21 protein-coding genes are annotated in these 25643 nt (G+C 58.6%); 13 read left to right on the top strand and 8 right to left on the bottom strand.

Annotated features, from left to right (window positions below):
• The first annotated feature begins 297 nt into the window (after positions 1 to 297).
• A complete protein-coding gene (locus tag HU751_RS07150; RefSeq protein ID WP_186732838.1) occupies positions 298 to 1704 on the top strand; it encodes a cytochrome ubiquinol oxidase subunit I in 1407 nt (468 codons plus the stop codon).
• A 38-nt stretch (positions 1705 to 1742) separates the two neighbouring features.
• Positions 1743 to 2750 carry a cytochrome d ubiquinol oxidase subunit II gene (cydB, locus tag HU751_RS07145; protein ID WP_186732837.1) on the top strand — a complete coding sequence of 336 codons (1008 nt, stop codon included), beginning with the start codon at positions 1743 to 1745 and terminating at the stop codon, positions 2748 to 2750.
• Positions 2751 to 3021: 271 nt separating this feature from the next.
• On the opposite strand, the gene HU751_RS07140 is transcribed toward cydB (HU751_RS07145), so the two are convergent.
• Genes HU751_RS07140 through HU751_RS07130 form a run of 3 tightly spaced genes read right to left on the bottom strand, consistent with a single transcriptional unit; the run spans position 3022 to position 4690 of the window.
• Positions 3022 to 3273: a MoaD/ThiS family protein gene (locus tag HU751_RS07140; protein WP_186732836.1), complete on the bottom strand. Its 252-nt coding sequence runs from the start codon at positions 3271 to 3273 to the stop codon at positions 3022 to 3024.
• A complete protein-coding gene (moaC, locus tag HU751_RS07135) occupies positions 3270 to 3773 on the bottom strand; it encodes a cyclic pyranopterin monophosphate synthase MoaC (RefSeq protein WP_186732835.1) in 504 nt (167 codons plus the stop codon). Before moaC ends, HU751_RS07140 begins: the two co-directional genes overlap by 4 nt.
• Complete coding sequence (locus tag HU751_RS07130) at positions 3770 to 4690, bottom strand: LysR family transcriptional regulator (protein WP_186732834.1); 921 nt, start codon at positions 4688 to 4690, stop codon at positions 3770 to 3772. The genes moaC and HU751_RS07130 overlap by 4 nt, the downstream gene beginning before the upstream one ends.
• Before the next feature lie 265 nt (positions 4691 to 4955).
• Here HU751_RS07130 and moaB point away from each other — a divergent pair, with 265 nt between their 5' ends.
• Together moaB and HU751_RS07120 are read left to right on the top strand one after the other, a co-directional pair.
• Positions 4956 to 5495, top strand: a complete 540-nt coding sequence (gene moaB / locus HU751_RS07125; protein ID WP_186732833.1) for a molybdenum cofactor biosynthesis protein B — start codon at positions 4956 to 4958, stop codon at positions 5493 to 5495.
• Positions 5477 to 6691, top strand: a complete 1215-nt coding sequence (locus HU751_RS07120; protein ID WP_225933238.1) for a molybdopterin molybdotransferase MoeA — start codon at positions 5477 to 5479, stop codon at positions 6689 to 6691. The genes moaB and HU751_RS07120 overlap by 19 nt, the downstream gene beginning before the upstream one ends.
• Before the next feature lie 118 nt (positions 6692 to 6809).
• Here HU751_RS07120 and HU751_RS07115 read toward each other — a convergent pair whose 3' ends face one another.
• A complete protein-coding gene (locus HU751_RS07115) occupies positions 6810 to 8186 on the bottom strand; it encodes an OprD family porin (RefSeq protein ID WP_186732832.1) in 1377 nt (458 codons plus the stop codon).
• 90 nt (positions 8187 to 8276) lie between these two features.
• Positions 8277 to 9176: a bestrophin family protein gene (locus HU751_RS07110; RefSeq protein WP_186732831.1), complete on the bottom strand. Its 900-nt coding sequence runs from the start codon at positions 9174 to 9176 to the stop codon at positions 8277 to 8279.
• A gap of 274 nt (positions 9177 to 9450) precedes the next feature.
• Between HU751_RS07110 and HU751_RS07105 the strand changes: the two genes are divergently transcribed.
• From HU751_RS07105 to HU751_RS07065, 9 genes are all read left to right on the top strand, one after another.
• Complete coding sequence (locus tag HU751_RS07105) at positions 9451 to 11775, top strand: FdhF/YdeP family oxidoreductase (protein WP_186732830.1); 2325 nt, start codon at positions 9451 to 9453, stop codon at positions 11773 to 11775.
• A gap of 99 nt (positions 11776 to 11874) precedes the next feature.
• Positions 11875 to 13266 carry a cytochrome ubiquinol oxidase subunit I gene (locus HU751_RS07100; RefSeq protein ID WP_186732829.1) on the top strand — a complete coding sequence of 464 codons (1392 nt, stop codon included), beginning with the start codon at positions 11875 to 11877 and terminating at the stop codon, positions 13264 to 13266.
• Positions 13267 to 13280: 14 nt separating this feature from the next.
• Positions 13281 to 14297 (top strand): cytochrome d ubiquinol oxidase subunit II, encoded by a 1017-nt coding sequence (cydB, locus tag HU751_RS07095; RefSeq protein WP_186732828.1) that lies wholly within the window; start codon positions 13281 to 13283, stop codon positions 14295 to 14297.
• A gap of 352 nt (positions 14298 to 14649) precedes the next feature.
• Positions 14650 to 14958: a DUF3077 domain-containing protein gene (locus tag HU751_RS07090; protein WP_186732827.1), complete on the top strand. Its 309-nt coding sequence runs from the start codon at positions 14650 to 14652 to the stop codon at positions 14956 to 14958.
• 145 nt (positions 14959 to 15103) lie between these two features.
• Positions 15104 to 15376, top strand: a complete 273-nt coding sequence (locus tag HU751_RS07085; RefSeq protein ID WP_186732826.1) for a hypothetical protein — start codon at positions 15104 to 15106, stop codon at positions 15374 to 15376.
• Positions 15377 to 15634: 258 nt separating this feature from the next.
• Positions 15635 to 16258, top strand: a complete 624-nt coding sequence (locus tag HU751_RS07080; protein WP_062574033.1) for an SPFH domain-containing protein — start codon at positions 15635 to 15637, stop codon at positions 16256 to 16258.
• Positions 16251 to 18125 carry a TnsB C-terminal domain-containing protein gene (locus HU751_RS07075; protein ID WP_062574034.1) on the top strand — a complete coding sequence of 625 codons (1875 nt, stop codon included), beginning with the start codon at positions 16251 to 16253 and terminating at the stop codon, positions 18123 to 18125. The genes HU751_RS07080 and HU751_RS07075 overlap by 8 nt, the downstream gene beginning before the upstream one ends.
• 14 nt (positions 18126 to 18139) lie before the next feature.
• Entirely contained in the window at positions 18140 to 19126 is a 987-nt protein-coding gene (locus HU751_RS07070) for an ATP-binding protein (protein ID WP_062574035.1), read from the top strand.
• A gap of 2 nt (positions 19127 to 19128) precedes the next feature.
• Positions 19129 to 20553 carry a TniQ family protein gene (locus tag HU751_RS07065; protein ID WP_081100290.1) on the top strand — a complete coding sequence of 475 codons (1425 nt, stop codon included), beginning with the start codon at positions 19129 to 19131 and terminating at the stop codon, positions 20551 to 20553.
• Positions 20554 to 20560: 7 nt separating this feature from the next.
• Here the strand turns inward: HU751_RS07065 and HU751_RS07060 are convergent, their stop codons facing one another.
• The 3 genes from HU751_RS07060 to prpR all read right to left on the bottom strand — a co-directional run bounded on the left by HU751_RS07060 (position 20561) and on the right by prpR (position 25641).
• Positions 20561 to 21790, bottom strand: coding sequence for a hypothetical protein (locus tag HU751_RS07060; RefSeq protein WP_062574037.1), 1230 nt, complete (start codon positions 21788 to 21790; stop codon positions 20561 to 20563).
• 251 nt (positions 21791 to 22041) lie between these two features.
• The gene (locus HU751_RS07055) at positions 22042 to 23133 is read right to left on the bottom strand and encodes a site-specific integrase (protein ID WP_062574038.1); all 1092 of its coding nucleotides are present in this window, start codon (positions 23131 to 23133) and stop codon (positions 22042 to 22044) included.
• Positions 23134 to 23694: 561 nt separating this feature from the next.
• Positions 23695 to 25641 (bottom strand): propionate catabolism operon regulatory protein PrpR, encoded by a 1947-nt coding sequence (gene prpR / locus HU751_RS07050; RefSeq protein ID WP_062574039.1) that lies wholly within the window; start codon positions 25639 to 25641, stop codon positions 23695 to 23697.
• Positions 25642 to 25643 lie beyond the last annotated feature (2 nt).

Genomic DNA, 25643 nt, shown 5'->3' with positions numbered 1-25643 from the left:
ATTAATATAAAGCCGTATCAAGTAGTAGATTTCCGCTATTTCGGCCACAGGAACACGCATCATTTAGGACAGTAAAAAGATACAGCTTCATTGAGGAAAGGCAAATTAAGTTTCAGGATCCAATGTGGTCACTGTTTTATCCTAAATTCTTCCAGGATTTTTTCGCGCATGATCTATCCTCCACACACTACGCTACCCATCATGAGCTCGATGGAAAGTTGGTCATGTCCAGTCAAATATGATGCATCTGATTCGCATTTGCGAATTTGCCCCAAATCCAGCTGAGGCAGAGAAAGCATGGACACATACAATACGTTGGCGCTCGATCTGGCACGGTTACAGTTTGCCTTCACTGTCGCTGTTCATATAATTTTTCCTGCGATCACAATAGGGCTTGCTAGTTACCTCACCGTATTAGAAGGGCTCTGGCTGAAGACCGGTCGTGATGTGTATCGCGAGCTGTATACGTTCTGGATAAAGATTTTTGCCTTGAACTTCGGCATGGGTGTAGTTTCCGGACTGGTGATGGCTTACCAGTTTGGCACCAACTGGTCCCAGTTTTCCTACTTCGCTGGAGGCATTACCGGCCCTCTACTCACTTATGAAGTATTGACCGCGTTCTTCCTTGAAGCGGGCTTCCTCGGCGTGATGCTTTTCGGCTGGGATCGTGTGGGGCGAGGGCTGCACATGTTCGCCACCGCCATGGTTGCGATAGGCACATTGATCTCTACGTTCTGGATCCTCTCCTCCAACAGTTGGATGCACACACCTCAGGGCCATGCAATCATCGACGGCCGTGCTGTCCCAGTGGACTGGCTGGCGGTCATCTTTAACCCGTCGTTCCCCTTCCGCCTGGCGCACATGGCAATCGCCGCGTTCCTGGCTACCGCGTTCTTCGTTGGCGCTTCCGGGGCTTGGCATCTGCTGCGTGGCAAGAACATCGAATCAGCCCGCACCATGTTGTCGATGGCCTGTTGGATGGCCCTGGTGGTGGCACCGATCCAGGCCGTAGTCGGTGACGCCCACGGCCTGAATACCCTGGAGCACCAACCGGCGAAGATCGCCGCTATCGAAGGACACTGGGAAAACATTCCCGGTGAGCCGTCGCCGCTTATTCTGGCCGGCTGGCCGGATATGAAAGCTGAGAAGACCCACTACGCCATCGAGGTGCCCTACCTAGGCAGCCTGATCCTGACCCACAGCCTCGATCGCCAGATCCCGGCGCTGAAGTCGTTCCCGCCTGAGGATCGCCCGAACTCCACGGTGATCTTCTGGACCTTCCGGCTGATGGTGAGCATGGGCCTGCTGATGATCCTCGCCGGGCTCTGGAGCCTGTGGCTGCGCCGTGGCGACCGGCTGCACACCACACCGCTGTTCCTGAAGTTCATGCTATGCATGGGGCCGTCCGGTTTGATCGCTCTGCTGGCGGGTTGGGTGACCACCGAGATGGGCCGCCAGCCTTGGGTCGTGTACGGACTCATGCGGACAAAGGATGCGGTATCACCACTGACCGTGGGAGAAATGAGCATTAGCCTGATCCTATTCGTGCTGGTGTACTTCGTGCTGTTCGGTACCGGTATCACCTACATGCTCAAGCTGGTGCACAAAGGGCCTCATCCACACGAGGCTGCGCCCTCGACCGAAGGCGCAGCCGGCCAGTCGAATACGCCGGCACGCCCTATGTCCGCAGCAGACGATCATTGAGCGTGCAGAATACGATTGGAACTTGAGGAGCGACTGCTATGGGCGTCGATATCACGCTGATCTGGGCATTGATCATTATTTTTGGGGTCATGATGTACGTCATCATGGACGGATTCGACCTCGGCATCGGCATTCTCTTCCTGGCGATCAAGGACAAGGAAGAGCGCGACGTCATGATGAATACCGTCGCGCCGGTGTGGGACGGCAACGAGACTTGGCTGGTGCTGGGCGGTGCGGGCTTGTTCGGCGCCTTCCCACTGGCCTATTCAGTGATACTCAGCGCACTCTACTTGCCGCTGGTACTGATGCTGTTGGGCCTGATCTTCCGCGGCGTGGCCTTCGAGTTCCGTTTCAAAGCCAGCGAGCGCAGCCGCCATTGGTGGGACAAGGCCTTCATTGGCGGGTCGATCGTCGCCACCTTCACCCAGGGCGTTGCCCTGGGTGCATTCCTCGATGGTATTCCGGTGGAGAACAACATGTATGCTGGCGGCCCACTCGACTGGTGTCGGCCGTTCCCTCTATTTTGCGGCTTTGCGTTGTTACTGGCTTATGCGCAACTGGGTAGCACCTGGCTGATCATGAAGACCGAAGGCCGCCTACAGGAAGAGATGTACCGTTACTCGTCCTATTTCATCTGGGGCCTGCTGGGTGTCATTGCCGTGATAAGCGTGTGGACACCGCTCATCCACCCAGAAATCGCCCAGCGCTGGTTCAGCCTGCCCAACCTGTTCTACTTCCTGCCGGTGCCATTGCTTCTGCTGTTCTGCTTCATCGCCACCTTGACCACGCTGGCACACCGGGCCACCGCTTCGCCCTTCCTACTCACCTTGGTAGTGATCTTCCTCGGCTACAGTGGCCTGGGTATCAGCATCTGGCCGAACATTATCCCCCCGTCGATCACCATGTGGCAGGCCGCATCCCCCGTGTCCAGCCAACTATTCGCGCTGATCGGCGCGCTGTTCATCTTACCGTTCATCCTGGTGTACACCGCCTGGAGCTACTACGTATTCCGCGGCAAGGTGAAAGTGGGTGATGGTTATCATTGATCGGCTTGCAGCCCCGCCACACTCGAGTGGCGGGGCAGACATAAGTCGATAATTGACAGCCATAAAGTATCGTTCCCCGACGTAAGGGCGGATCGCGGAACATGTAAAACTTTCCCCGGCTTGCGCCAAATGCCGTACATCGGTGCACAGAGAATAGTTAAGTTAGAAGTGCCGAGAGGGACCATAAAAATTGAATCTTCCAGCGAAACAACTCATTGACGGGCTAAACAGGCGAATCGACTATCCGATCGCCCACCTGGCGCGCAATGGCCTAACCCCCTGTGACGGGGGGGAAGAAGGCAATGTCGTCACCGTCGCACAACGGCTCGTCCAATGCGCACAGTTCCTGGTTACGTGCGCACATGAGGTTGGCCTGGCCGAGGGTTTGCGTCCATGGGCCACCGCGGCCGGCAAGCCGCTCGCGTAGGTCGCGCAGGCAGGCCATCGCGGGCTCCCAGGCTACGGTTTCGCCGTCGCTGCCCAGCAGCTCGCGGTAACGCGCGAAGTAGTGCACCTGGATCATGGTCCCACCTCGGCCTGGTATAGCCCCGAGCGCCCGCCGGACTTGCGCAGTAGGCGCAGCCAGTCGATCTGCATGCTGCGGTCGACGGCCTTGCACATGTCGTAAAGGGTCAGGGCGGCCACACTGGCGGCGGTTAGCGCTTCCATCTCGACGCCGGTCGTACCGTTAAGCGCGACGCTGGCGATGATCCGCACTGAGTCCGGCGCCACCGCCTTGAGCTCGACGCTGACCGCGGTCAGCAACAGCGGGTGGCACAGCGGGACCAGTTCGTGGGTGCGCTTGGCGGCCATGATCCCTGCGATCCGCGCCACCGCGAAGACATCGCCCTTGGGATGGCCGCCGGCGCTGATCAGGGCCAAAGTTTCCGGCTTCATGCGCACCCAGGCTTCGGCTATGGCTTCCCGGCGGGTGTCGGGTTTGTCGCTGACATCGACCATGTGCGCATGGCCGCGGCTGTCAAGGTGTGTCAGGGCGTCGGGAGAGGCGGCGGCATCGTTCATGAGAGTTCCAGAGGCTGGGGAGAGGGCTGCGCCTGCGGGCACAGCAGCAGGCGGGCTTCGGCGAAGCACTGCTGTGCCAGGGCCGAGCGCGGTTCGCTGCGACGAAGCAGCAGACCCAATGGGGCACGGATGCTGGCATCGCTGATCGGATGGATGTGGATGTGTTCGCTAAGTCCTTCCAGGCCATGGTCCAGCGGCATGATTGCGCAGCAAAGACCAGCGCAGACGCCCTGAACCAGCTGGTAGGTGGAGTCGCTTTCGAGGATCGGCTGAGGATGGAGTCCTCGGCTGCGAAAGCTCAGGTCGATGGACTGGCGATAGTGCATACCTTGGGACAGCAGCCCCAGCGGAAGACCGGCCAGGGCCTCCCAGGTCAGGCATGGGCTGTCGAAAGCGAACCACCGAGTGTCGTACAACAGGCCCATGCGTGTGGCACCCAACTCGATCACGTCGAAGTAACTACGGTTGATCTGGTCGAGATAACAGATGCCAAGGTCGAGCTGGTTGCGGCTCAGGCCGTCAGTCACCTGTTCCGAGCTCAGCGATAACAGCTGCACCTGTAGTTGCGGGTAGCCGTCGGTCAGTGGCTTGAGCAAGTCCATCAGGTTGAAGCTGGACAGCGGCACCATACCGATGCGTAGCCTGCCGACAATACGTCCACGGCAACTGGCGGCCTCGGCTTGCAGGCCGTCGTAGGCTGCCAGCAGCGTGCGGGTCCAGGCCAGAATGCGTTCGCCGGCTTCGGTAAATCCCTCGAAACGCTGGCCGCGAGCAACCAGCATAAGGCCTAGTTCGTCTTCCAGATTGCGCAGTCGCATCGACAGGGTCGGCTGTGTGATATGGCACAAAGCAGCGGCCTGACCGAAATGTCGGGTCTGGTCCAAGGCAATAAGGAACTTAAGCTGTTTGATATCCATGGGTCGCCTTGCCGATTGATTTAAAAAAGCGAAAACAGCGATGCATGGCACTTGAATGTATGAGTGAGGCCAGGCTTCAGGGAGATAAAAAGTAAAGCGAAGATTAAATATCGTCCAATGAGAAATTACTAAGAAGTGATAGAGGGGGCTGATGATGAAGGGCGATAGAGGCCGCTTATGATATATTGAGTATTATCGATTGGACGTGATGTCGGGGACGCTCTAGTTTCTCGAGCGTATTGTCGAATTATCAGAGTGCCAAGATATGAGTGCCAAACCCGATGCTGTATTTGTCCCACTGAATATTGCCGTGCTGACGGTCAGCGATACCCGCACGTTCGAAACAGACACCTCCGGCGAGCTGCTGGCCAGTCGCGCGGTGGATATGGGCCACCGCCTGGTGGCCAGGGCGTTGCTCAAGGACGATCTGTACAAAATCCGTGCACAGGTGGCCGGCTGGATCGCCGACGAGGGTGTGCAGGTGGTGCTGATTACCGGTGGCACCGGTTTCACTGGGCGCGACAGCACGCCGGAGGCGGTCAGTTGCCTGCTGGACAAGCATATCGACGGTTTCGGCGAGTTGTTCCGCGCCTTGTCGATCCTCGACATCGGCACCTCCACAGTACAGACCCGCGCCCTGGCGGGCCTGGCCAATGGCACGCTGGTCTGCTGCCTGCCGGGTTCCACTGGTGCCTGCCGCACCGCCTGGGAAGGTATCTTGGTCGAGCAACTTGACGCACGGCACCGTCCGTGCAATTTCGTGCCGCATCTGAAGGCAGCTAACCTATGCGGGACGCGCTCGTGAGCGGGCTGATGGCGGTGGACGAGGCGCTGCGCCAGCTACTAGCCCTGGCCAGGTCCGAGCCGTTCACCGTCGTCGAGCAGGTGGCATTGCGTGGGGCCGACGGCCGGGTATTGGCCGAGGACTTGTGCGCAGCGATCGACTTGCCGCCCTGGGCCAACAGTGCCATGGACGGTTACGCGTTGCGCTTGGACGACCTGGTGGCGCAGCCATTGCCGGTGTCACAGACGGTGTTCGCCGGGCAGGCGCCCGAGCCGCTGCAGGTAGGTACCTGTGCGAGGGTGTTTACCGGGGCGCCGGTGCCCGCAGGGGCTGACTGTGTGCAGTTGCAGGAGAACTGTGAGGTCGACGCGCAAGGGCGGGTGCGTTCGCTCGACGCATTGCGCCGTGGTGACAATATACGCCCGCAAGGCAACGAGATCCGTGCTCGGGCGCCTTTGCTGGCAGCGGGTACGGTGCTCAGCCCGATTACCCTCGGTGTGCTGGCGTCGCAGGGTTTTGCCCAGCTGCCGGTGCTGCGCCGGCCACGGGTCGCGCTACTTTCCAGTGGTGACGAGCTGGCGGGTGAAGGCGCGGCGCTGGGGCCTGGGCAGATTTACGACAGCAATCGGGTGGTGCTGGCTGCGTTGCTCGAACGGCTGGGGTGCGAGGTGATCGACTTGGGCTGTGTGCCGGACGATCCGCTGCGGCTGCGCGCGGCGCTGACCGGGGCCGAAGGTGCCGAGCTGATCATCAGTAGCGCGGGTGTGTCGGTCGGGGATGCCGACTGCATCGGCGCGCTGTTGCGTGAGGATGGCGAGGTGAAGCTGTGGAAGCTGGCGATCAAGCCTGGCAAGCCGTTCACCTTCGGCCATGTGGGCGCGGTCCCGCTTTTAGGGTTGCCGGGCAATCCGGGGTCGGCGCTGGTCACGTTCCTGCTGCTGGCGCGGCCTTACCTGCTGGCGCGGATGGGCGTGGAGCGGGTCGAGCCGCTGCGGGTACCGGTGGTGGCGGGGTTTAACTGGCCCAAGGCTGGCAAGCGCCAGGAGTACCTGCGGGTACGGCTCGATGGCGGGCGGGCGCGGTTGCTGGAGAACCAGAGCTCCTCGACACTGCTCAGCGCGGTGCTTGGGGATGGGTTGCTCGAGGTGCCGGCGGGGGAGACGTTCGAGGCGGGAGATGTGCTGGATTTCATTGGGTTTGCGGGGGTTGGGGTTTGAGTTTTTTCATGCCTTGGATGATTTGTTGAATTCAGGGTTCGACGAGAGGGTTTCAGCGATCTCAAGAGCACAGCAGGACTATCGCCAAGCACGTCGAAGCCCTGCCGCGCCAATCCCATCACATCAACGGCAGCGTATAACTCACGATCAACCGATTCTCATCCTGATCCCGCTGCGCCGCATACCCCGCCACGGTCCCGGCCGGCAGCCCGCTGCGCAGGCTGGCATTCTTCCACGCCAGCCCCAGCCCCTTGAACGGCCCGGACGGCGTGACATAACTTAGCGCGATGTCCCGCTCCCACTCGCCACGATCAGCATGGGCCGTGTCGATCGAGTCCCCCTTCAGATACAGCACACTGAAGTTCAACCCCGGCACCCCGGCCGCCGCGAAGTCGTAGGTATACCGCGCCAGCCAGGTACGCTCCCCGGCTCGGTTGAACTTGAGCAGCTGCGCATCGGTGACCAGGTAAGTGCTGGTGCCCTCGCCATCGCCGCGGTTCAGGTAAGGGAAGTCGCTCTCACCAGTCAGTACCTGGTACCCCGCGCCCAGGCTGTGCCCGCTCAGGCTGTAGGTGAACATGCCGCTGTACACCTGGTTATCCACCTCGCCCTTGGTTACGTTGCCACCGTAGTAACCGCTGCTCAGGTAGTTGTCCTTGCGCCCGGCGGCGCTGGCGTTCTTGCCGTCGCTGTCGCTGAGGAACACCCGCAGGTCGGTCTTCAGGTTGCCCGGCCCCAGCGGCAGGTTGTGCACCAGGCCGAAGAAGTGCTGATTGTAGAAATCGTCCAGCTCGCCGTAGTAGTACTGCAGCAACAATTGCTTGCTGGCCTTGTAGTCGGCACCGGCGAAGTAGAAGTGGTTGCTGTCGCGGCTCTTGGCGGTGCTGCCGTTGGCCCCGGCGATGCTCAGGGCGCGCAGGTCGGTGGAGTTGCGCCCGCGGGTGTGCTCCAGCTGGCCGGCGGTCAGGGTCAGGTTGGTGAAGTCGTTGGACGTCAGCTGGGCGCCTTCATAGGTCAGCGGCAGCAGGCGGGCATCGTTGGACACCACCACCGGCAGCTTCGGCTGCAGGGTGCCGTAGCGCAGCTCGGTGCGGGCGATACGCATCTTCGCGGTCAACCCGAGGCTGCTGAACTCATCCACCGCCGAACCATCGTGCTCCAGCGGGAAGATCGTGCCGGGCTGGCGCTCGACATTGGCCTTGCCGGCCTTGCTGCCGCCATCCAGGCGCACGCCCAGCAGGCCCAGGGCGTCAACGCCGAAGCCGACCGTGCCTTGGGTGTAGCCCGAGGCGTAGTTGAGCATGAAGCCCTGGCCCCATTCGTTCTGCTTGCTCGGCGCGGCGCTGCCGTTGCGGTTGTCGGTGTCGATGTAGAAGTTGCGCAGGGTCAGGCTGGCCTTGCTGTCTTCGAGGAAACCAGCGGCGTGGCTGCACAAGGGCGCGAGGCCCGCCAGGGTGGCCAGGGACACGGCCACGGAGAGGGTGGTGCGTTGCATGGGTGCTGCTCCATTGTTGTGATAGGTTGACGCGCACGCGAACGCCGCCGGCCAGTGGTGCTGGCCGGGGTGGGCAAGGGGTTCGGGGGGTCAGCTGAGGATGTGGTCCACCGGCTGCAGCGCCGGCGGCAACTCGGTGCAGCCCAGGGCGCCGAGCACGTCGCGCTCGACGGTGCGCACGATGGCGTCCAGGGGCAGGTCGTTCTCGTCGCGGCCGAACGGGTCTTCCAGTTCGTCGCTGATGGCGTCCAGGCCGAAGAAGGTGTAGCTGACGATGGCGGTGAACAGCGGCGCCAGCCAGCCCAGCGGCTCGGCCATAGCGAACGGCAGCAGCACGCAGAACAGGTAGATGGTGCGGTGCAGCAGCAGGGTGTAGGGGAACGGCAGCGGCGTGGCCTTGATCCGCTCGCAGGCCGCCTGCGCCTCGGACAGGCCCTTCAGGCGCTGTTCCAGGGTCACGTAGCGCCATTCGCTGATCTGCTGGTACTGGGCCAAGCGCGAGATGCGCGCGCCCAGCGATTGCAGGATGCCGTCGCTGAGGTTGTGCGGCGGCAGGCTGGCTGCATCGCCAACCCAGGGCGTGGCGGCCTTGAGCTCGTCCTCGCCGCGCAGCCGTGCGCCGAGGGCATGGGTGTAGCCGCACAGTCCGCGCAGCAGCAGGGCGCGCTGCTCGGGGTTGGCGATCACGCAGCTGGCACGAATGAACGAACGCACCTCGATGACCACCTGGCCCCAGGCCTTGCGGCCCTCCCACCAGCGGTCGTAGCAGGCGTTGTTGCGAAAGCTCATGAAGATCGACAGCGAGATGCCCAGCAGGGTGAAGGGCGTGGCATTGACCTTGGCGTAGAAGGCTGGGTGCAGGGTCTCCAGCAGCACGATCAGCGAGGCCAGCGCGCTGACCATGAGGGTGCGTCGGGCGATGCGCCGGGCAATCGACCCTTTGAGGGTGATCAGCACGTTCAGCAGGTTGGGTTTGGCGTGGACGATCATGGCAATACCCGCGGGTTCATCAGGCGAAGTTGGAGCGCGGCAGCAGACTAGAAAGTGCAGGTAACAGCGTCCAATCATATTTAATGACCAGTTGATCGGAAATCTCTATCACGGCCCGTGATAGAGAATGCCGATGAAGTCTTAATTACTTTCGATTTGACGCTAGTGCACCGTGAAAATAGCCTGCACGGGTCAGCAGTGTCGAAGTTGATTGTTTGAACTCAATGAAACTTCGAACTTGTTAATTAGCCTGCCGCGACCAAGGGTGATCCTGATGAGCGACGAAGAACATATTAGAAGTTACAATGGACCGGCCGCCGGCTGGGGCGCGCTGATGGGCGTGACCAAGGCCTGGTTGGGCAGCGAGAACGCCGTCAAAAACGTCCGTGCGATGCTCAAGACCAACCAGAACAACGGCTTCGACTGCCCGGGCTGCGCCTGGGGCGAGTCGCCCGAGAACGGCATGGTCAAGTTCTGTGAGAACGGCGCCAAGGCGGTCAACTGGGAGGCCACCGGCCGCTCGGTCGATCCCGATTTCTTCGCCAGGTACAGCGTCAGCGCCTTGCTCGAACAAAGCGATTACTGGCTCGAATATCAGGGCCGTCTGACTCACCCGATGCGCTACGACGCCAGCACCGATCATTACGTCGAGATCAGCTGGGAAGAGGCCTTCGCCCTGGTCGCCAAGCATCTGAACAAACTCGAGTCGCCCGATCAGGCCGACTTCTACACCTCGGGCCGGGCCAGCAACGAAGCGGCGTTCCTCTACCAATTGTTCGTGCGTACCTATGGCACCAACAACTTCCCCGACTGCTCGAACATGTGCCACGAGGCCAGCGGCCTGGGTATGTCCAGCACCGTCGGGGTGGGTAAGGGCACCGTGGTGTTCCACGACCTGGAGCTGGCCGACGCGATCTTCGTCATTGGCCAGAACCCCGGCACCAATCACCCGCGCATGCTCGAACCGCTGCGCGAGGCGGTGGAGCGCGGCGCCCAGGTGGTGTGTTTCAACCCGCTCAAGGAGCGTGGTCTGGAGCGCTTCCAGCACCCGCAGCACCCGTTCGAAATGCTTAGCAACGGTTCCGAACCGACCAACACGGCGTACTTCCGCCCAGCCCTGGGTGGGGACATGGCGGCCATCCGTGGCATGGCCAAGTTCCTCCTGCAGTGGGAACGCGAGGCCCAGGCCAACGGCATGCCGGCGGTGTTCGACCACGCCTTCATCAAGGCCCATACCCATGGTATGGACGACTACCTAGCGCAGGTGGACGCTACCTCCTGGGAGCACATCGTCGAGCAGTCGGGCCTGAGCAAGGCCGAGATCGAGCTGGCCGCGCGAATGTATCGCAAGGCCGAGCGGGTGATCATGTGCTGGGCCATGGGTGTCACCCAGCATCGCCACTCGGTGCCGACCGTACAGGAGATCGTCAACCTGCAACTGCTGCGCGGCAACGTCGGCCGCCCGGGCGCCGGTCTGTCGCCAGTGCGCGGTCATAGCAACGTGCAGGGCGACCGCAGCATGGGCATCGACGAGAAGCCGCCGACCTGGCTGCTGGACAACATCCAGCGTCGCTTCGGCATCGAGGTGCCGCGCGGCCATGGGCACAACGCCGTGCTGGCGATCCAGGCGATGGAGGAGCACCGCACCAAGGTGTTCATCGCCCTGGGCGGCAACTTCGCCCAGGCTACGCCGGACACCCCGCGCACCCACGCGGCGCTGCGCAACTGCGAGCTGACCGTGCACATCTCGACCAAGCTCAACCGCTCGCACCTGGTCACCGGCCGCGATGCGCTTATACTGCCGTGCCTGGGCCGCACCGAGATCGATATCCAGGCCGAAGGGCCACAGGGCGTCACCGTGGAAGACACCTTTAGCATGGTGCACATCTCCCATGGTCAGCTGAAGCCGCGCTCGCCACTGCTGCGCTCGGAACCGTCGATCATCGCCGGCATGGCCAAGGCCACCCTGGGCGACCGGCCGATCAACTGGGACTGGGTGGTGGCCGACTATGCGCGCATCCGCGACCTGATCGCCGATACCATCCCCGGTTTCACCGATTTCAACGCGCGCCTGGAGCATCCTGGCGGTTTCTACCTAGGTAACTCCGCCGCCGAGCGTGAGTGGAACACTGCTAGCGGCAAGGCGCAGTTCACCGCTACCCAGCTGCCCGCGCAACTGGTCAACGAAACGGTCCTCGCCCGTGGCGAAAAGCCTGACCTGATTTTGCAGACCCTGCGTTCGCACGATCAGTACAACACCACTCTGTACGGGCTGGACGACCGCTACCGCGGTGTGTTCGGCCTGCGTGAAGTGGTCTTCGCCAATGCGGCCGATATCCAGCGGCTGGGCTTCGCGCCCGGTGACAAGGTGGACATGGTATCGCTGTGGGAGGACGGCCTGGAGCGTCGGGTCAGTGGCTTCACCCTGGTGGCCTACGACATTCCCGCCGGCCAGGCGGCCGCCTACTACCCGGAGACCAACCCGTTGGTACCGCTGGAAAGCTACGGCGACCAGACCTTCACGCCGACCTCGAAGTTCGTCGCCATTCGCCTCGAGCACGCGCAAGCGGATGCCTTGATTCACGCCGTCAGCGCATAACTCTCGACCGTTCAAATCAATCGACTGCAGGCCCCCGGGTATGCGGCGCCGTACTAGCCGCCGCCTGGGAGGAACCTGTCTGTCCACAAGGATATCGTCATGTCGAATCTGGGTGCACTGGACCTAGCAAGGCTGCAATTCGCCTTCACGGTCTCGTTCCACATCATTTTCCCGGCCATCACCATCGGCCTGGCCAGCTTCCTGGCCGTGCTCGAAGGCTGCTGGCTGAAAACCGGCCACTCGGTATACAAGGACCTCTACAAATTCTGGTCGAAGATCTTCGCCGTCAACTTTGGCATGGGCGTGGTCTCGGGCCTGGTGATGGCCTACGAGTTCGGCACCAACTGGGCGCGTTTCTCCGACTTCGCCGGCAGCGTGACTGGGCCGTTGCTCACCTACGAGGTGCTCACCGCGTTCTTCCTCGAAGCGGGCTTCCTCGGGGTGATGCTGTTCGGCTGGGGCAGGGTGGGACGCAAGCTGCACTTCTTCGCCACGGTGATGGTGGCCATCGGCACGCTGATCTCAATGTTCTGGATTCTCTCCTCGAACAGCTGGATGCAGACCCCGCAGGGCATCGAGATCGTCGATGGCCGGGTGATGCCGCTGGACTGGTTCAAGATTGTCTTCAACCCGTCGTTCCCTTACCGCCTGGCGCACATGGCGCTGGCCGCGTTCCTCTCTACCGCGTTCTTCGTTTCGGCCTCCGCGGCCTGGCACCTGCTGCGCGGGAGCAATACGCCGCAGATCCGTAAGATGCTGTCGATGGGCATGTGGATGATCCTGGTGGCAACGCCGGTGCAGGTGGTGGTCGGTGACGCCCATGGACTGAACACCCTGGAGCATCAGCCGGCGAAAATCGCTGCCATCGAGGGTCACTGGGAGAACAAGCCGGGCGAAGCCACGCCGTTGGTGCTGTTCGGCCTGCCGGACATGGCTGCCGAAACCACCCGCTACAGCCTCGAAGTGCCGTACCTGGGCAGCCTGATCCTGACCCACAGCCTGGACAAGCAGATCCCGGCACTCAAGAGCTTCGCCAAGGAGGACCGTCCCAACTCTACGATCATCTTCTGGAGCTTCCGGGTCATGGCCGGCCTGGGCATGCTGATGCTGGCCTGCGCGCTGCTGGCCCTGGTGCTGCGTCGCAACGGAGCGCTATACCGCAACCGTGCCTTCCTCTGGTTCGCCCTGCTGATGGGGCCGTCGGGGCTGATCGCCCTGCTGGCCGGCTGGTTCACCACCGAAGTGGGCCGTCAACCCTGGGTAGTCTACGGCATGCTGCGCACCACTGAAGCGGCCTCCAACCACAGCACCGTGCAGATGAGCATCACCCTGGCGACCTTCGTGGTCATCTACTTCTCGGTGTTCACCGTGGGGATCGGCTACATGATGCGCCTGGTGCGCAAGGGCCCGATTGCGCACGAGGAACTGCCGAACCCCGACCAACCGGAATCGCTGGCCACCGCGCGTCGCCCGCTGTCCGTCGCCGACTGAGAAGGAGCAGGCACATGGCAATTCAAGGTATCGATCTTTCGGTCATCTGGGGCGTGATCATTGCTTTCGGGTTAATGATGTACGTGATCATGGACGGCTTCGATCTTGGGCTGGGGATTCTCTTCCCGCTGATCAGTGATTCCAGCGATCGCGACGTAATGATGAACACCGTGGCACCGGTGTGGGACGGCAACGAGACCTGGGCGGTGCTGGGTGCGGCGGCGTTGTATGGCGCCTTCCCGCTGGCCTACTCGGTGATCCTTGAGGCCCTCTACCTGCCGCTGGTGCTGGTGCTGGCCGGGCTAATCTTCCGCGGCGTGGCCTTCGAGTTCCGCTTCAAGGCCCACCCGAACAAGCGTCACCTGTGGGACAAGGCGTTCATCGGCGGCTCGGTGTTGGCGACCTTCTTCCAAGGTGTGGCCATTGGCACCTACATCAGCGGCATCGCGGTGGTGGACCGACAATTCGCCGGCAGCGGCTGGGACTGGGTCGCGCCGTTCCCACTGTTCTGCGGCGTCGGCCTGCTGCTGACCTACGCGCTGCTGGGCAGCACCTGGCTGCTGATCAAGACCGATGGCATGCTCGAGTCGCGCATGCGCCACTACAGCCGTCCGCTGACCTACCTGCTGGCGCTGGTGATCGTGGTGATCTGCGCCTGGACCGCCTGGCTGCATGACGACATCGCCCAGCGCTGGTTCGGTGCCAGCCACTGGCTGCGCTCGGTACTGATCGCGGTGCTGGCGGTGGTGGCCGTGGTGGTCATCCAGAAGACCCTGCGCAAGCGCCACTCGCACCTACCGTTCATTGCCGTGGTGGGGCTGGTGTTCCTTGGTTACCTGGGGCTGGCGATCAGCATCTGGCCGAACATCGTGCCGCCGAGTCTGACCCTGTGGCAGGCCGCCGCGCCGCTGACCAGCCAGCTGTTCGCGCTGATCGGGGCGCTGTTCATCATCCCGATCATCCTGGCCTACACCTTCTGGAGCTACCACGTGTTCCGCGGCAAGGTGCAGCCGGGGGATGCCTATCATTAATTGTTGAGTGGTCAGCCACGCTTCTTCGGGGTCTACGGACCTTGCAGAGGCGTGGCTGTTTGCGATGCTTTGTCTGCTGCCTTAGCGCTTGTTCGGGCGCAAGACCGAGCAGACAGGCGATGCGGCGAAACCATAAACCACTACAGCTCAAGCGGTTGCAAGCTAAAAATGGGTCAAAGACAGGCCGTTGCTGATAGAAGGATTGCACGTTGTCGCTTATGGCGGCTGTACGTGGGGCACCTCGTGTGCGCCGGGTTCCTTCAATCCCGGCATTGATCTGGCGAGCTTGGGCTCACATTTGATGTTCACCGATCAGGCCCCGCGCCGTTCGCGGGGCCGCAGGAGGAATGCTATGGATAAGGAATTGCAAACCCCACGTATCAGCAAGCTCGCAACCACCGGCGTCGGGCATTTTGGCGAGGCTGGGGAGGAGGGCGGTCAAGACCCGCTGTTCCGTGTTGTGGCGGGCCATTCGGTGGACCATGCGGTTGAGCAGGCGACCGTGCTGATGTGTGCAGTGCACAAGATCAGCGATCTGGCCATGGCGGAGACGGATCGTTTGCCGACGTTGCTGACGGCGGTGCATTACCTCAGTGGCATGGCCAAGGCGCTGGCTCAGGATGTGAATCATGGATTGATGGTGGGACGGAGGGTTGAGTAGGAATGCGGTGGCCGCTGTGGTTGGTGTCAGTCTGTTAGACCCGGGGCCGTTTTGCGGCCCATCGCCGGCAAGCCGGCTCCCACACCGACCGCTCAGCATTCAGAGTGCGTTACTGATCGACTTCTTCGGGGTGCCAAGGCAGATCATGGTGGTGCCGGAAGAAGATCCGGTGGTGCTCAGGTATGTGCGCGACAGCAGCTATGTCACGCGTGAAGCTGCGGGCACGTACACAGGGCCGCAGAACGGGCAGCTTGTGCACACGGAATACTGGGAAGATGTGCAGCACTCAGGCAGTTGTCAGATCGATGTGTTCGTCAACAGAGCACGGCTGGTGCAGAAGGTATGCACGAAGGGGCGTTGCACAGTTCTTGCGACTTCGAAAATTCGAGACTTTCAAAATTTGAAACTCAGCATTTGAAATGCATCCATCGTCTTTGATGGCCTCACTTAAGTATTTCTAATAGAAATACAGTTATAAATCGAAGTCAATCTATATAGTCCCCTAGACTGTCCACTCCTTCAGAAATAAATAACATATTTTATATTTCTATAAAATATAACGATTGACCATCTGCCACCCATACTTCCTCTCTAATTATGAAACTTTTGAGTGCATGTGCAATTTTGCAACTTCGTAAGTTAATGATTTTACGGACATTACTCAAAAAGGAAAGCAATGGACCCACTCTCCCATCCTTCACGACCAGCGGGCGCTCCAGAATTCGTGGTGTTCAGTCATAAGCAAAACGAAAAGGTCAGCTTGTTCTGCCGACCCACGCTGTGGCGATTCGCCGAGGTGGAGTTTGATCCTTGGGTGAGCGATTTATCCGTGAATTTGCGTTTCATCGAATTGGACAAAGTTAGAATTCCGGTTGCGCTTGCGTTCGAGAATAGCCACGCTTCAATCATTGTGGTGTCCAGGTCGTGCCTAGGAACCAGCACGACCGTTGAAGTTCAGAATTATGCCGACGATAACGGCTTTCTCTGCGAAATTTTAGATACTGACTTCCTGAAATCAGAACGTACCCGCTACGAAAACTACCTACTCATGCTTTCCTATATCAACAAGCAGAGAGATGCACTGACTGAGCGCAATCTTCGCGAAGTAATGAGACTCCTCCCAAGGTATGGACTTACGGTGAGCAGCGCTATGCAGGCGGTTGAGCAGGATTTTGGCGAAAAGGGCGCAGCGTTGGTGTTCGAGTTGGTCAGAAAGGGCCGATTGAACGTCAAGAGTTTGAGTTCGACAAAATTAAGTGGGGCATCCCAATTAGGCCATGGAGATGCCCAGGATGAGTGATCAACGATTTTCTAGGTCCGAACGCGAACGAGAAGGTTACGACTGTGATAAGTGGCGCGCTGTTGACCTAACGGTCCTGCCGGATGGCCTTCGAGGTCCGACGGAGAATCGTATTAAAGCTATACGGGCGTTCTTGAAGGAAGGCGCATCGCTAGAGGAAATTCAAGAAAAATACGGGATGCCCCGCTCAACGCTTTATCGAGTCATCGACAAATGCGAGGCGCTGGACAAATCCGGAAGTCCCATTGGCTGGGTGGCCGCAATACCTTATAAACGCAGCGGTGAAAGAAAATATTATCGGACAGCGCAGCCCAGTTCATCCGTAACACAAGGATATTCCGGCGTTTTTACGCACTTCGTTGAGCAACATCCAGATGTGGGTGATTGGCTGAAAGCGCAAGCCCGTAGATACAAACCCCGGAAATCTGGCGGCGACTACTTTATAGCGGTTCATAAAGCGTTCGTGCGCAAGTGCATTGAGGTTGGAGTTACCAAAAATGAATACCCATTAAATCAAAAAACCGAAGGTATAAGCGGGCTTAGGAGGTGGTTGCAGGATAAACACCGAGAATTGAAAGCAGAGCAGGAGTTGAAGTCCTCACAAGCTAACGAGAGCGTCCGAGATATTGATCCATCGGATATCTTGGAGCAAGTTGAAGCAGATGGGCACAAATTGGATATTCGCTTGGTTATTCGCGAAAGGGATGCCTATGGGGAGCCTGTTGAATATGAAATTCTTAGGGTCTGGTTAATTTGTCTGATCGAAAAATTTTCAAGGTGCGTGTTGGGCTATTCATTGGCACTGGGTCACAACTATGATCAAGTCGACTTACTTACGGCGATTTATCGAGCCCTGAGCCCACACGCTCGTCCACCGCTGAATATTCCTGATACCCGTTATTGCGATGAAGGGGGGTTCCCCTCAGAAAGTTCGGGCGCGTGGCAAACGTGGTCCACACTAAAACTGGATAATGCTTGGGCGCATAAGGCGAAGCATGTGATTGAGGTGCTAAATGATAGGCTTGGCTGTGTGGTGGAATTCGGCAGACCGCACACGCCCAATGATCGCCCTGTTGTGGAGCGTTTTTTTCTCTATTTAGTGCAAAATTTTTCTCACAAAATAATTGGTACCACGGGTAGTGAGTCCACAGACGAGATCAAGGCACGTTTATCGCCAAAATCCAAAAACCCTTTGAAGATGTTACTGTCTCTAGAAGAGTTGGAAAGTGCCATAGACATAGTGATCTCTGACTATAACGGTCGGCCGCACGCGTCAATCCAAGGCCACACCCCGTTGGACTTGTTCCTCATGCGTATGAAGGCAAGGGCGTTGCCGCCGAACACACTGCCTATTAGTTATCAAAATGAGGCAGCGTTTACGAGAATTCGCGAGCCAAAGATCGTGCAGTCAAATGCCAAATATGGGGGCGCGTTCATTAACTTTGCTTACCAGAAATACCGAAATCCGGACGTATTGCGGAGTAATTCGGCGGGGCGGAAAATGATTATCGAGTACTCTCGCAGAGATGTCTCTTCGATCAATTTGCTTGATGAGTCTGGTGCGTTTATTGGTGTGCTGACACCGCCGCCACCTTACTCAATCACGCCACACAGCTACAAATTGCAGACCGAGATTTCAAAGGCCGTGAAGAACGGACAATTCCGCTTTACGGAAAGTGAGTCATTCATTGAAGCTGTCCGTAGGTTTCAATTGAAAGGTAACAAAATGACTCGAGAGAGCGCGACGAACCTATACAAAAACACTGGCATGGTTTCATCAGGTTCGTCTGTCGAGGAAGAAACGCCTCCCCCGGCATCGGAATCACAAGTCGACAGAGTAAAGCTGTTTAAAGTTTTCACTTTTTGAAATAGAGGGTGCAAATGGATATCCAGGATACGAGACCCGTCGAGGTTGATCTTCATCCTGTCTGCAATCAGCGGTATTTGATTCCGACATTTTCGATCGGTGAGACTTACGCGCTTGTGCTTAAGGTTATTCGTCGCAGAGACTCTGGTTTAGTCATCTGGGGGCATACCCGTTACGGTAAGACCTGGGCAATGCTTTATTGCCAGCAATGCCTTACGCAAGATTTTCCGGATTTTCCTGTCGTTATTTACAACGCGAAGCGGGAAATATCAGCCACGAAAGGTAATTTCTATAACTCACTGTTGGCGGTGGTCGGTCACAAGCAGTGGAATGATAATGTTAGCCTCTCAAAAAAACATCTTCGGTTAGTGAATTTCATGGAGCAGGCGGCGTGCAAGGATTCACGGCAGGTCTTTATTCTGTTCATTGATGAAGCTCAGCGGCTTCAGCAGCAGCATTTTGACTGGATCAAGGATATCTACAATGACCTACGACTAAAGGGTGTGACATTGCTTCCCATCCTAGTAGGGCAGCAGCAACTGCTGGATCAGAAGAAAGCCTTCCTCAATACCGGGGTGGAGGGAGAGGCTATTGTTAATAGGTTCATGCTTTACGAGCACCCTTTCCGCGGAATACGCGAAAAAGAAGATTTCGCGACCTGCCTTGGCTTTTTTGACAGCACTCCTTATCCGGCTAGTTCCACATGGACGTTCACCAAATTCTTTGTCCCACAGGCATATGCCAATGGCTTTAGGCTGGCGCAAGTGAAAGACATACTGTGGGATGCCTTTTGTGATGCTTATAAGGAGTTGAAGCTGAAAAGCAAAATGGAAATACCGATGCAGTATTTCAGTAAAACAATAGAGATTATTTTGCGCGATAGTGTCGACATGGATCACCCAAGCTACACCATTACCAGGGAGTTCAGTTTGCGATCTATACGTGAATCTTGGTTTCAGGCCGCAACGCGCAATAGTAAAGCAGCTGATCCGAGCGCTTGATCATGATCATTGTTCCAGATACTAAAACGCTGAGTGTCACATCCAGGTACTGTCCGGTGACGCCAAGATATATGGCTTATGAGTCAGCCTATTCGCTGCTATGCCGATTTGCGCTCTATAACGTCATCCACGGGAATACATTGGTCAAGATCTTTGCACCAGCAAAGAATGCGAGAAGCGGCAAGCGCAGCCGATTCCCAAGCCTTGCCGACAGCGCGTCTGTGAGTCCGGTAGCGCTTAAAGAGTGTTTTACTCTCGCTGCAGTGCAGCAAGACGCGCTTTTCTTAGTGCCGGCTGCCGTACCGAGCATTGATCACATCGCAACCAATTTAAGAGTGTGTCCGGTGTGCATGGTACGTGGTGTGCACTACACGCTGTTCCAATACTCGCTTATTAAGCAGTGCCCGATCCATCAGATCGAGTTGAGCCAGGCGTGTCGGACCTGCGGCGGGGCAATGGATTACTCGTTAAACAGCAAATTGTTCCATGAGCCATATAGCTGTGTGCATTGTGGTCATCTACTGCGACTCAAGCAAGGGCAGAGTGGCCGGTCCTATTTGAATAGGTTGGGGCTGGAACGGCTGAATCTGGCGCATCGAATATTTGAGCGTAGCAAGGACCGCCAGCTATTTTTTGATGTTAATCAGCCGACCAACATTTATTTTGATAACACCGCTCAGTTTTCGTCGGCCATCACTGATTTCGCGGTGCATCAGCGTGAACAGTTCAGTGAGGTTCAATCAATGGCCGCATCCGGTCGCGGCGATAAAACTGCGGGCTTCTACAGGGTCAGCAACATCAATCGTTGCTCGCCAGTTAATGAAAAAGTAGTCGTTCTAACTGCTGACGAGTTCGTCCCAATTTTGAAGTGTATCTTCAGGCACATGCGAAAGCGGTATCTTCCCGGAATCAAGCTCAGCCAGTATAAGCTCGCCGTGATGTGGCGGAGTGTCGAACAGAGTGAGGTACCCACGCAAGGGTATCAACTTGTTGGCTATCTTGACTGGCTATGTTTTTGGTGCGGGGTTCAAACGCCCTCCGACCTGTACTCGAAAGCTAGCTCCTGTACCATCAGAAAACTGAGAACCTGGCTTGAGTCGAAGCGGACGCATGACGTATTTGCCTCGCTAAAAGGAGGGCGCGAAAAGAAATGGCTGATGTCGAAAATATTAGCTCACGAAATTCTTTTTTTCATGAGTACGCAGCTACACCGGCTATCAGAAGTGGAGCCAACCTGCTCCAAAACGGATGCCAGTCGTGTCGTCTATCGCCGGTGGTTGGGACCCACTGCGTGGGCGCTGATTGTCCTGCCGCAACAAGCCGCTTGCGAGTTCCACTTTTCAGCCCGCTCCGCTTTCGCTGAACTCCGTTGGTGGAAGGTGAGCAAGCCAGTGCAGCGAGAGACGTTTCTTTCACTGTCACATTGATCAATGATTAGTCTTCACCACAATCGGCCCAAGCCGTTTCATCGATACTTTCGCCGGCAATCAGCACACGCCGGTGCTGCAGGTTGGTATTCTGCGACCCGGGTGGTGTTTTATCGATGTGCACAACCTTCGGTTCTACCACTGCCAAGCTGGATTGGCGAACCGCAGCATCCCAATCTTCGTAGAAATATTGGTCTTGAGGTACTGAGAAACTAGGAAGATCAAGTGGCTTGTCAAAGTCTGCTGTAAATTGGAGATTGATGACTTTGTGAGTTTTTCCTTGGGGTGGAATAGGAGCTGCACGCTCACTGACAAACTCCTCCGGAAAAGGCGTTGCGCCTGGATTATAAAGATTGACAACCGGTGCGCAGTTCACGCTGCGTAGCATTAGGGCAAAGCGGTAACGACGTTCCAACACGAGTTCTACCTCGTGGGCATCCATCTTGAATTCGACGCCAGCATCGCCCATGCTGAATAGCTGTTGATGATTAACCCGATACTTCTCCAAATGATGATGTCGCCCTAGGAGCACCTGAAGGAGGGTTGCACACCCCTGGGTAAGGTAAATCTTTTTGTTCATGCCGAATTGGAAGTACCAACGATCACTGAGTTCGTGGAAAAAATCGACGCATTTTGCTTCGGCCAAATCTTTGGTGGTGCATCTCGTTTCTTTTAATAAGCTAACCATCACGAGATCTCTGACCCAGTGCTCCACACCTCTGCACGTTTCGTTGACCTGCTCGAACAGTTCAGCTGAGTTGAGCTCAGCTTTCGCGGTTAACTCAGTGACGCAGGAAAAGTATTTGGCTTGGGTGTAAAGTTTTTTCATGCTTGAACGCATCGGGTCTAGAATTTTGCCAAAGCGATGCTCTTGCCACTTCATGGCTGCAGCCACGCGAGATGCCGCTTGACGACTGGTCAGCCGACCCAATCCTTTGAGCTTTCGATCGATGAGCAACTCATCAATATCTACTTCTAGGTAGTAATCCCTTGGTTCTGAGGGCGGCAGTGAGCCAGGGTAGAGGCTTATGTGGCAGAGATAAAAATACACATAAGCTTCGAGCGGTAGGGGATTATGGTTCAGGGATTTATAATGGGTGTTGCGCAACCAGAGGTCGAAATGCTGAAGATAGCGCGCCACTTTACGTCGCCGGCGCGCAGGTATGGTCTGCATCAGATAATGAGAGATCTCCTGATCCAGCGGGGGGATGAAGTAGATCTTTTGCGTCTGCGGCATCGGTGGCTCCGGCCTACCATCTACGTTAAGCAGTTCGGGGAGGCTTACGCTGCTTTAAGGTGGCGATTGGTTAGGTAGGCAAAGAGTGTAGCAAAGCGTCACTGCACGTTGCCCATAGCATTCTTGAGCATTGTGCGATGCTGCCGTCGTCCGCTCTGCGGGCAATACAGCGGCTAGAGGTGTAGACGACAGTAAGCTGCCCGGTCCCCGTCAAGACCTGCCATCGCCGCGCGCCGCTTCAGGAGCAAGGGTTAGCCGTCCTCTACCTCGTCAGGGCTGTCTTTTTCCGATGAAGAAGTGGTCATTAACTGGCTGACACGACTGCCCAGTAACGACCCCGACTGGAAGTAACCCATTACGGTGCTGACGCTACGGTGCTCGGTCATCGCCATCACCTCGCCCAGAGGCACACCCTGGCGTCCTGCCTCGGTGACGAAGCCCGAGCGGAGGCTGTGTGCCGCCCAGTCACCGTCGAGGCCTGCCAGTGCCGCGCGACGTTTGACAATGCGCGCGATCTGGTCACCGGACAGGCCAACAGTCGCGACCCGGCCCCCTTTGTACAAGCGGCGAAACAGCGGGCCATTGGTGGCCGGTGCTACAGCGAGCCAGGCGTTAAGTGCCTGTGCCGCCGGCCCCTGCAGCGGTTTTTCCCGACGCACGCCACTACTGTCGGTTTTGGTTGCCCCAAGCACATATAGCCAAGTGTCGGCTTCCAGACGGCGCAAGTCCTCGGTCTGCAATGCGACGATTTCCGAGCGGCGCCGGCCACCACCGCTCCAGGCAAGCAACAGCAGGGCGCGATCGCGAACCCCACGCACGCCATCGGTGCAGGTGGCGAGCATCGCCTGCAGCGGCTCCAGCACAATTGCGGTCTTCTTTCGCACGGATACGCCTTGGCGTGTTTGGGCCTTGCGCGCCTCTCGCAGCAGGGTTTTGACTTCTGGAGCCTCACTTGGGTTGGTCCAGTGTTGCAGGCGATGCCATTTAGCCAAAACCGCCAAGCGGTGGCTGACTGTACTAAAAGCCAGTGGCCCCGACTTGCCCTTGATCTTGGCTGCAACTAGTGCAGCGTCGACGGTTGGGGGCAGCAGGTGTGTCCAGCCGCCATTAGTATCGGGCCTGGCCAGGTGATCCACGATAAATTGCACGGCGACCTCGGGTGGCAACGGGCCGTCTCCGAGCGAGCGGCGATAACGCAACCGCAGCCAAGCGGACCAGTAGGTGAGGGCGCTTTGGTAGCTGCGCACGGTGTTGGCCGCAGTGCCTGCCGCGATGAATGCCTCAGCCGCGGCGCGGGTGCTGTCGGCCAACTCTGTTAGCACCAGCGGCTGGGAGGAGGGCATCTGTACCGGCTCTGTCAATGTCTTCTCGCTCAACGTTGCAATAGGTTCGGATAACCTGTGGCTTATCAGACCCAATATACCGAGACGCAGCCTTAGAAGTTAAGTGTTTCAGTAGATTGTGAAACAATGTAGGCGCTCGTCGTATTGCAAAGGCGCGGAATCAATTTGATGCGCTCTGCACAAGTGTCTCGAGGGTTTTGGTCAGTTGCGGGAGTAGAAAAGCGCTGACGGCTGAGGATATGCCGCCGCCGGAGAGGCTGGCCGAGGTGACTCACCGAAGAACATTTGGACAGGGCTCTAGGGCGGGATTTATGGATTGCAGAAGCAGAAATGTACCCCCAGAAATACCCCTCGATACTCTCAGTAGGATACGCGATCGAGAATGGCGATTTCGGCTAGCCATCGATGTTGTATACGGTGGGCATCAGTGCATCTCCAAGGTGCAGTGGCTGGAAACTGGGCGGGCCCGCGCCTGTCCTGGAGCGCTCGTGACTAATGTCTTCCGTCGACGCGGAACGATACTTGATCGGTAATTGGCCTTTGGTTGGCTAAGTACCTGATTCACCGCACTGACCTGAGCCTTCGCCATAACGTGGTCCGACTGATTCCTAACTGCCGCGCCGCATCGTCGAGATTGCCCTGGCAGTTGTCCAGGGTTTCCTGCACATGCCGCAGCTGGGCGGCCTTGCCGATGCTGTGCAGGTCCGACTCCCTGGAGGGCCTGGCACGGCTGGTTGGTGCGACACTTTGGCACAGCTCGGGCAGCACCCGCGCCAGATACTGTTCGTCTACGCCGTGCTCTCCCAGCAGTTCGCGGGCCGAGAGCATCGCCCGCTCGATCACGTTCTCCAGCTCACGCACATTGCCTGGCCACCCATAACGTGCCAGGTAAGGCAGCAGGGCGCCTGGCACCTCCGCCGCGCCGGGCGGCTGACCTTGGACCAGCAGGCGCTGGCTGATGCCTCGACAGATCAGGGCGATATCCTCGGGGCGCTCGCGCAAGGGCGTGGTCTGTAGGCGCAGGATGTTGAGCCGGTAATACAGGTCGGTACGAAAATCGCCATCTTGTATCGCAGCACTTAGGTCCTGATGGGTGGCGGCGATGATGCGCACATCGATCGCGATCGGCTCGGTGCCGCCCAGGCGCAGGACCTCGCGCTCCTGCAGTACCCGCAACAAGCGCGTCTGCAGTGACACGGGCATGTCGCCTATTTCGTCGAGGAACAGCGTGCCACGGTGAGCCACTTCGAACAGGCCGGGCTTGCCGCCCTTGCGCGAGCCGCTGAAGGCGCCTTCCTCATAGCCGAACAGTTCGCTTTCCAGCAGCGACTCCGGGAACGCCGCGCAGTTGATAGCGACGAAGGGGCCCTGCCGGCGAGGGCTTTCGTTATGGATGCCCTGGGCCAGAAGCTCTTTGCCGGTACCGCTTTCACCGGTGATCAGGATGGTTGACTGGCTGGCGGCGAAACGCCTGGCCAACTGCAGCATTTCCCGGTTGGCCCGGCTGTTGCCGTCGAGCTGCTCGAGGCGGTATCGGGCGGTAAAGGCGCCGGGGCGGCGGGTGGAGCGGATGCGTTGGTCCGCGCGCTGCACGGCGGTGGTGTCCTGGCAGGTCAGAACCAGGCCGGTGCGCTGGCCATTCTCCAGGATCGGCAGTAGGTTGCTGACCACTGCATGTGAGCCGAGCCGGATCACCCGGTTTTCTTCGCCACCCTCCGCAAACGCCTGCTCCAGGTCCAGTTCCGGGCACAGCTGCTGCAACGGACGGCCCAGGGCCGCGCTAAGGGGCAAATCCAGCAGATGGGCCAGGGCCGGATTCAGCGACTGCACCACGCCTTGGTTGTCGATCGCCGCCACGCCGGTGGGGATATGTTGCAGCACTGCGTTCAAGTGCCGGCGCTTGGCGATCTCGATACGTTGGCTGTCGAGAATGCCCAAGGCCTCTTCGAGCGACTTGCGCACCGTGTCTTCGCTCAGTGACAGCACGCCGTGCAGGCCAACCTGTTCCGCCAGTTCCACCACAGTCGATGAGCCGATGATGCTGCGACATCCCAGCTGGGCGGCCTGTTCGACCGCTTGGCGCGCTTCTTCCAGGGATGTGTAGGCGGCCTGGTGAACCTGCACGGTGAACAGTGCGGCCATGGCCTTAAGGCCCTGGTCGATGCGGTTGTAGCTGAGCAAGGCCACTTGCGAGGCATGCTCGCGCGCCTGCCCCAGCGCCCGCAGCAGGTCATCGCCGCCCACACGCATCGTCAGTACCGGGCGCGCCAGGTGCTTGCGCAGGTAGGCGGCAGTGGCCCCTGCGCAGATGAACACGTCGGCTTCGCCGCGCAATTCCAGCTCGCGGGCGGCTTGCAACGCCTCGCTCACCGAGGTGTCGAGCACTTCGATGTGGGTGTCGGGGTAGTCCGCGGCGAGCCCGGCCACCATTTGCGCGAGGCGGCTGCGTTGCCGGGGGCGCTGCAGGTGGCTGATCAGCACGACGACCTGGGAGGTGGGGGAGTGCATGG

This window comes from Pseudomonas peradeniyensis (genome assembly GCF_014268935.2).
GTDB lineage: Bacteria > Pseudomonadota > Gammaproteobacteria > Pseudomonadales > Pseudomonadaceae > Aquipseudomonas > Aquipseudomonas peradeniyensis.
The sequence above is the reverse complement of the archived record's forward strand: the minus strand, read 5'-3'. Positions and strand labels throughout refer to the sequence as shown.

What these genes read in the sequence shown, in the direction of transcription:
- HU751_RS07105 (WP_186732830.1), top strand. Translation starts at nt 9,451, where the DNA reads ATGAGCGACGAAGAACATATTAGAAGTTACAATGGACCGGCCGCCGGC.
- HU751_RS07140 (WP_186732836.1), bottom strand. Translation starts at nt 3,273, where the DNA reads ATGATCCAGGTGCACTACTTCGCGCGTTACCGCGAGCTGCTGGGCAGC.
- HU751_RS07070 (WP_062574035.1), top strand. Translation starts at nt 18,140, where the DNA reads ATGGATATCCAGGATACGAGACCCGTCGAGGTTGATCTTCATCCTGTC.
- HU751_RS07055 (WP_062574038.1), bottom strand. Translation starts at nt 23,133, where the DNA reads ATGCCCTCCTCCCAGCCGCTGGTGCTAACAGAGTTGGCCGACAGCACC.
- HU751_RS07080 (WP_062574033.1), top strand. Translation starts at nt 15,635, where the DNA reads ATGGACCCACTCTCCCATCCTTCACGACCAGCGGGCGCTCCAGAATTC.
- HU751_RS07100 (WP_186732829.1), top strand. Translation starts at nt 11,875, where the DNA reads ATGTCGAATCTGGGTGCACTGGACCTAGCAAGGCTGCAATTCGCCTTC.
- cydB (WP_186732828.1), top strand. Translation starts at nt 13,281, where the DNA reads ATGGCAATTCAAGGTATCGATCTTTCGGTCATCTGGGGCGTGATCATT.
- HU751_RS07060 (WP_062574037.1), bottom strand. Translation starts at nt 21,790, where the DNA reads ATGCCGCAGACGCAAAAGATCTACTTCATCCCCCCGCTGGATCAGGAG.
- HU751_RS07115 (WP_186732832.1), bottom strand. Translation starts at nt 8,186, where the DNA reads ATGCAACGCACCACCCTCTCCGTGGCCGTGTCCCTGGCCACCCTGGCG.
- cydB (WP_186732837.1), top strand. Translation starts at nt 1,743, where the DNA reads ATGGGCGTCGATATCACGCTGATCTGGGCATTGATCATTATTTTTGGG.
- HU751_RS07065 (WP_081100290.1), top strand. Translation starts at nt 19,129, where the DNA reads ATGATCATTGTTCCAGATACTAAAACGCTGAGTGTCACATCCAGGTAC.
- HU751_RS07150 (WP_186732838.1), top strand. Translation starts at nt 298, where the DNA reads ATGGACACATACAATACGTTGGCGCTCGATCTGGCACGGTTACAGTTT.
- HU751_RS07085 (WP_186732826.1), top strand. Translation starts at nt 15,104, where the DNA reads ATGGTGGTGCCGGAAGAAGATCCGGTGGTGCTCAGGTATGTGCGCGAC.
- HU751_RS07130 (WP_186732834.1), bottom strand. Translation starts at nt 4,690, where the DNA reads ATGGATATCAAACAGCTTAAGTTCCTTATTGCCTTGGACCAGACCCGA.
- HU751_RS07090 (WP_186732827.1), top strand. Translation starts at nt 14,650, where the DNA reads ATGGATAAGGAATTGCAAACCCCACGTATCAGCAAGCTCGCAACCACC.
- moaB (WP_186732833.1), top strand. Translation starts at nt 4,956, where the DNA reads ATGAGTGCCAAACCCGATGCTGTATTTGTCCCACTGAATATTGCCGTG.
- prpR (WP_062574039.1), bottom strand. Translation starts at nt 25,641, where the DNA reads ATGCACTCCCCCACCTCCCAGGTCGTCGTGCTGATCAGCCACCTGCAG.
- HU751_RS07110 (WP_186732831.1), bottom strand. Translation starts at nt 9,176, where the DNA reads ATGATCGTCCACGCCAAACCCAACCTGCTGAACGTGCTGATCACCCTC.
- HU751_RS07120 (WP_225933238.1), top strand. Translation starts at nt 5,477, where the DNA reads ATGCGGGACGCGCTCGTGAGCGGGCTGATGGCGGTGGACGAGGCGCTG.
- moaC (WP_186732835.1), bottom strand. Translation starts at nt 3,773, where the DNA reads ATGAACGATGCCGCCGCCTCTCCCGACGCCCTGACACACCTTGACAGC.
- HU751_RS07075 (WP_062574034.1), top strand. Translation starts at nt 16,251, where the DNA reads ATGAGTGATCAACGATTTTCTAGGTCCGAACGCGAACGAGAAGGTTAC.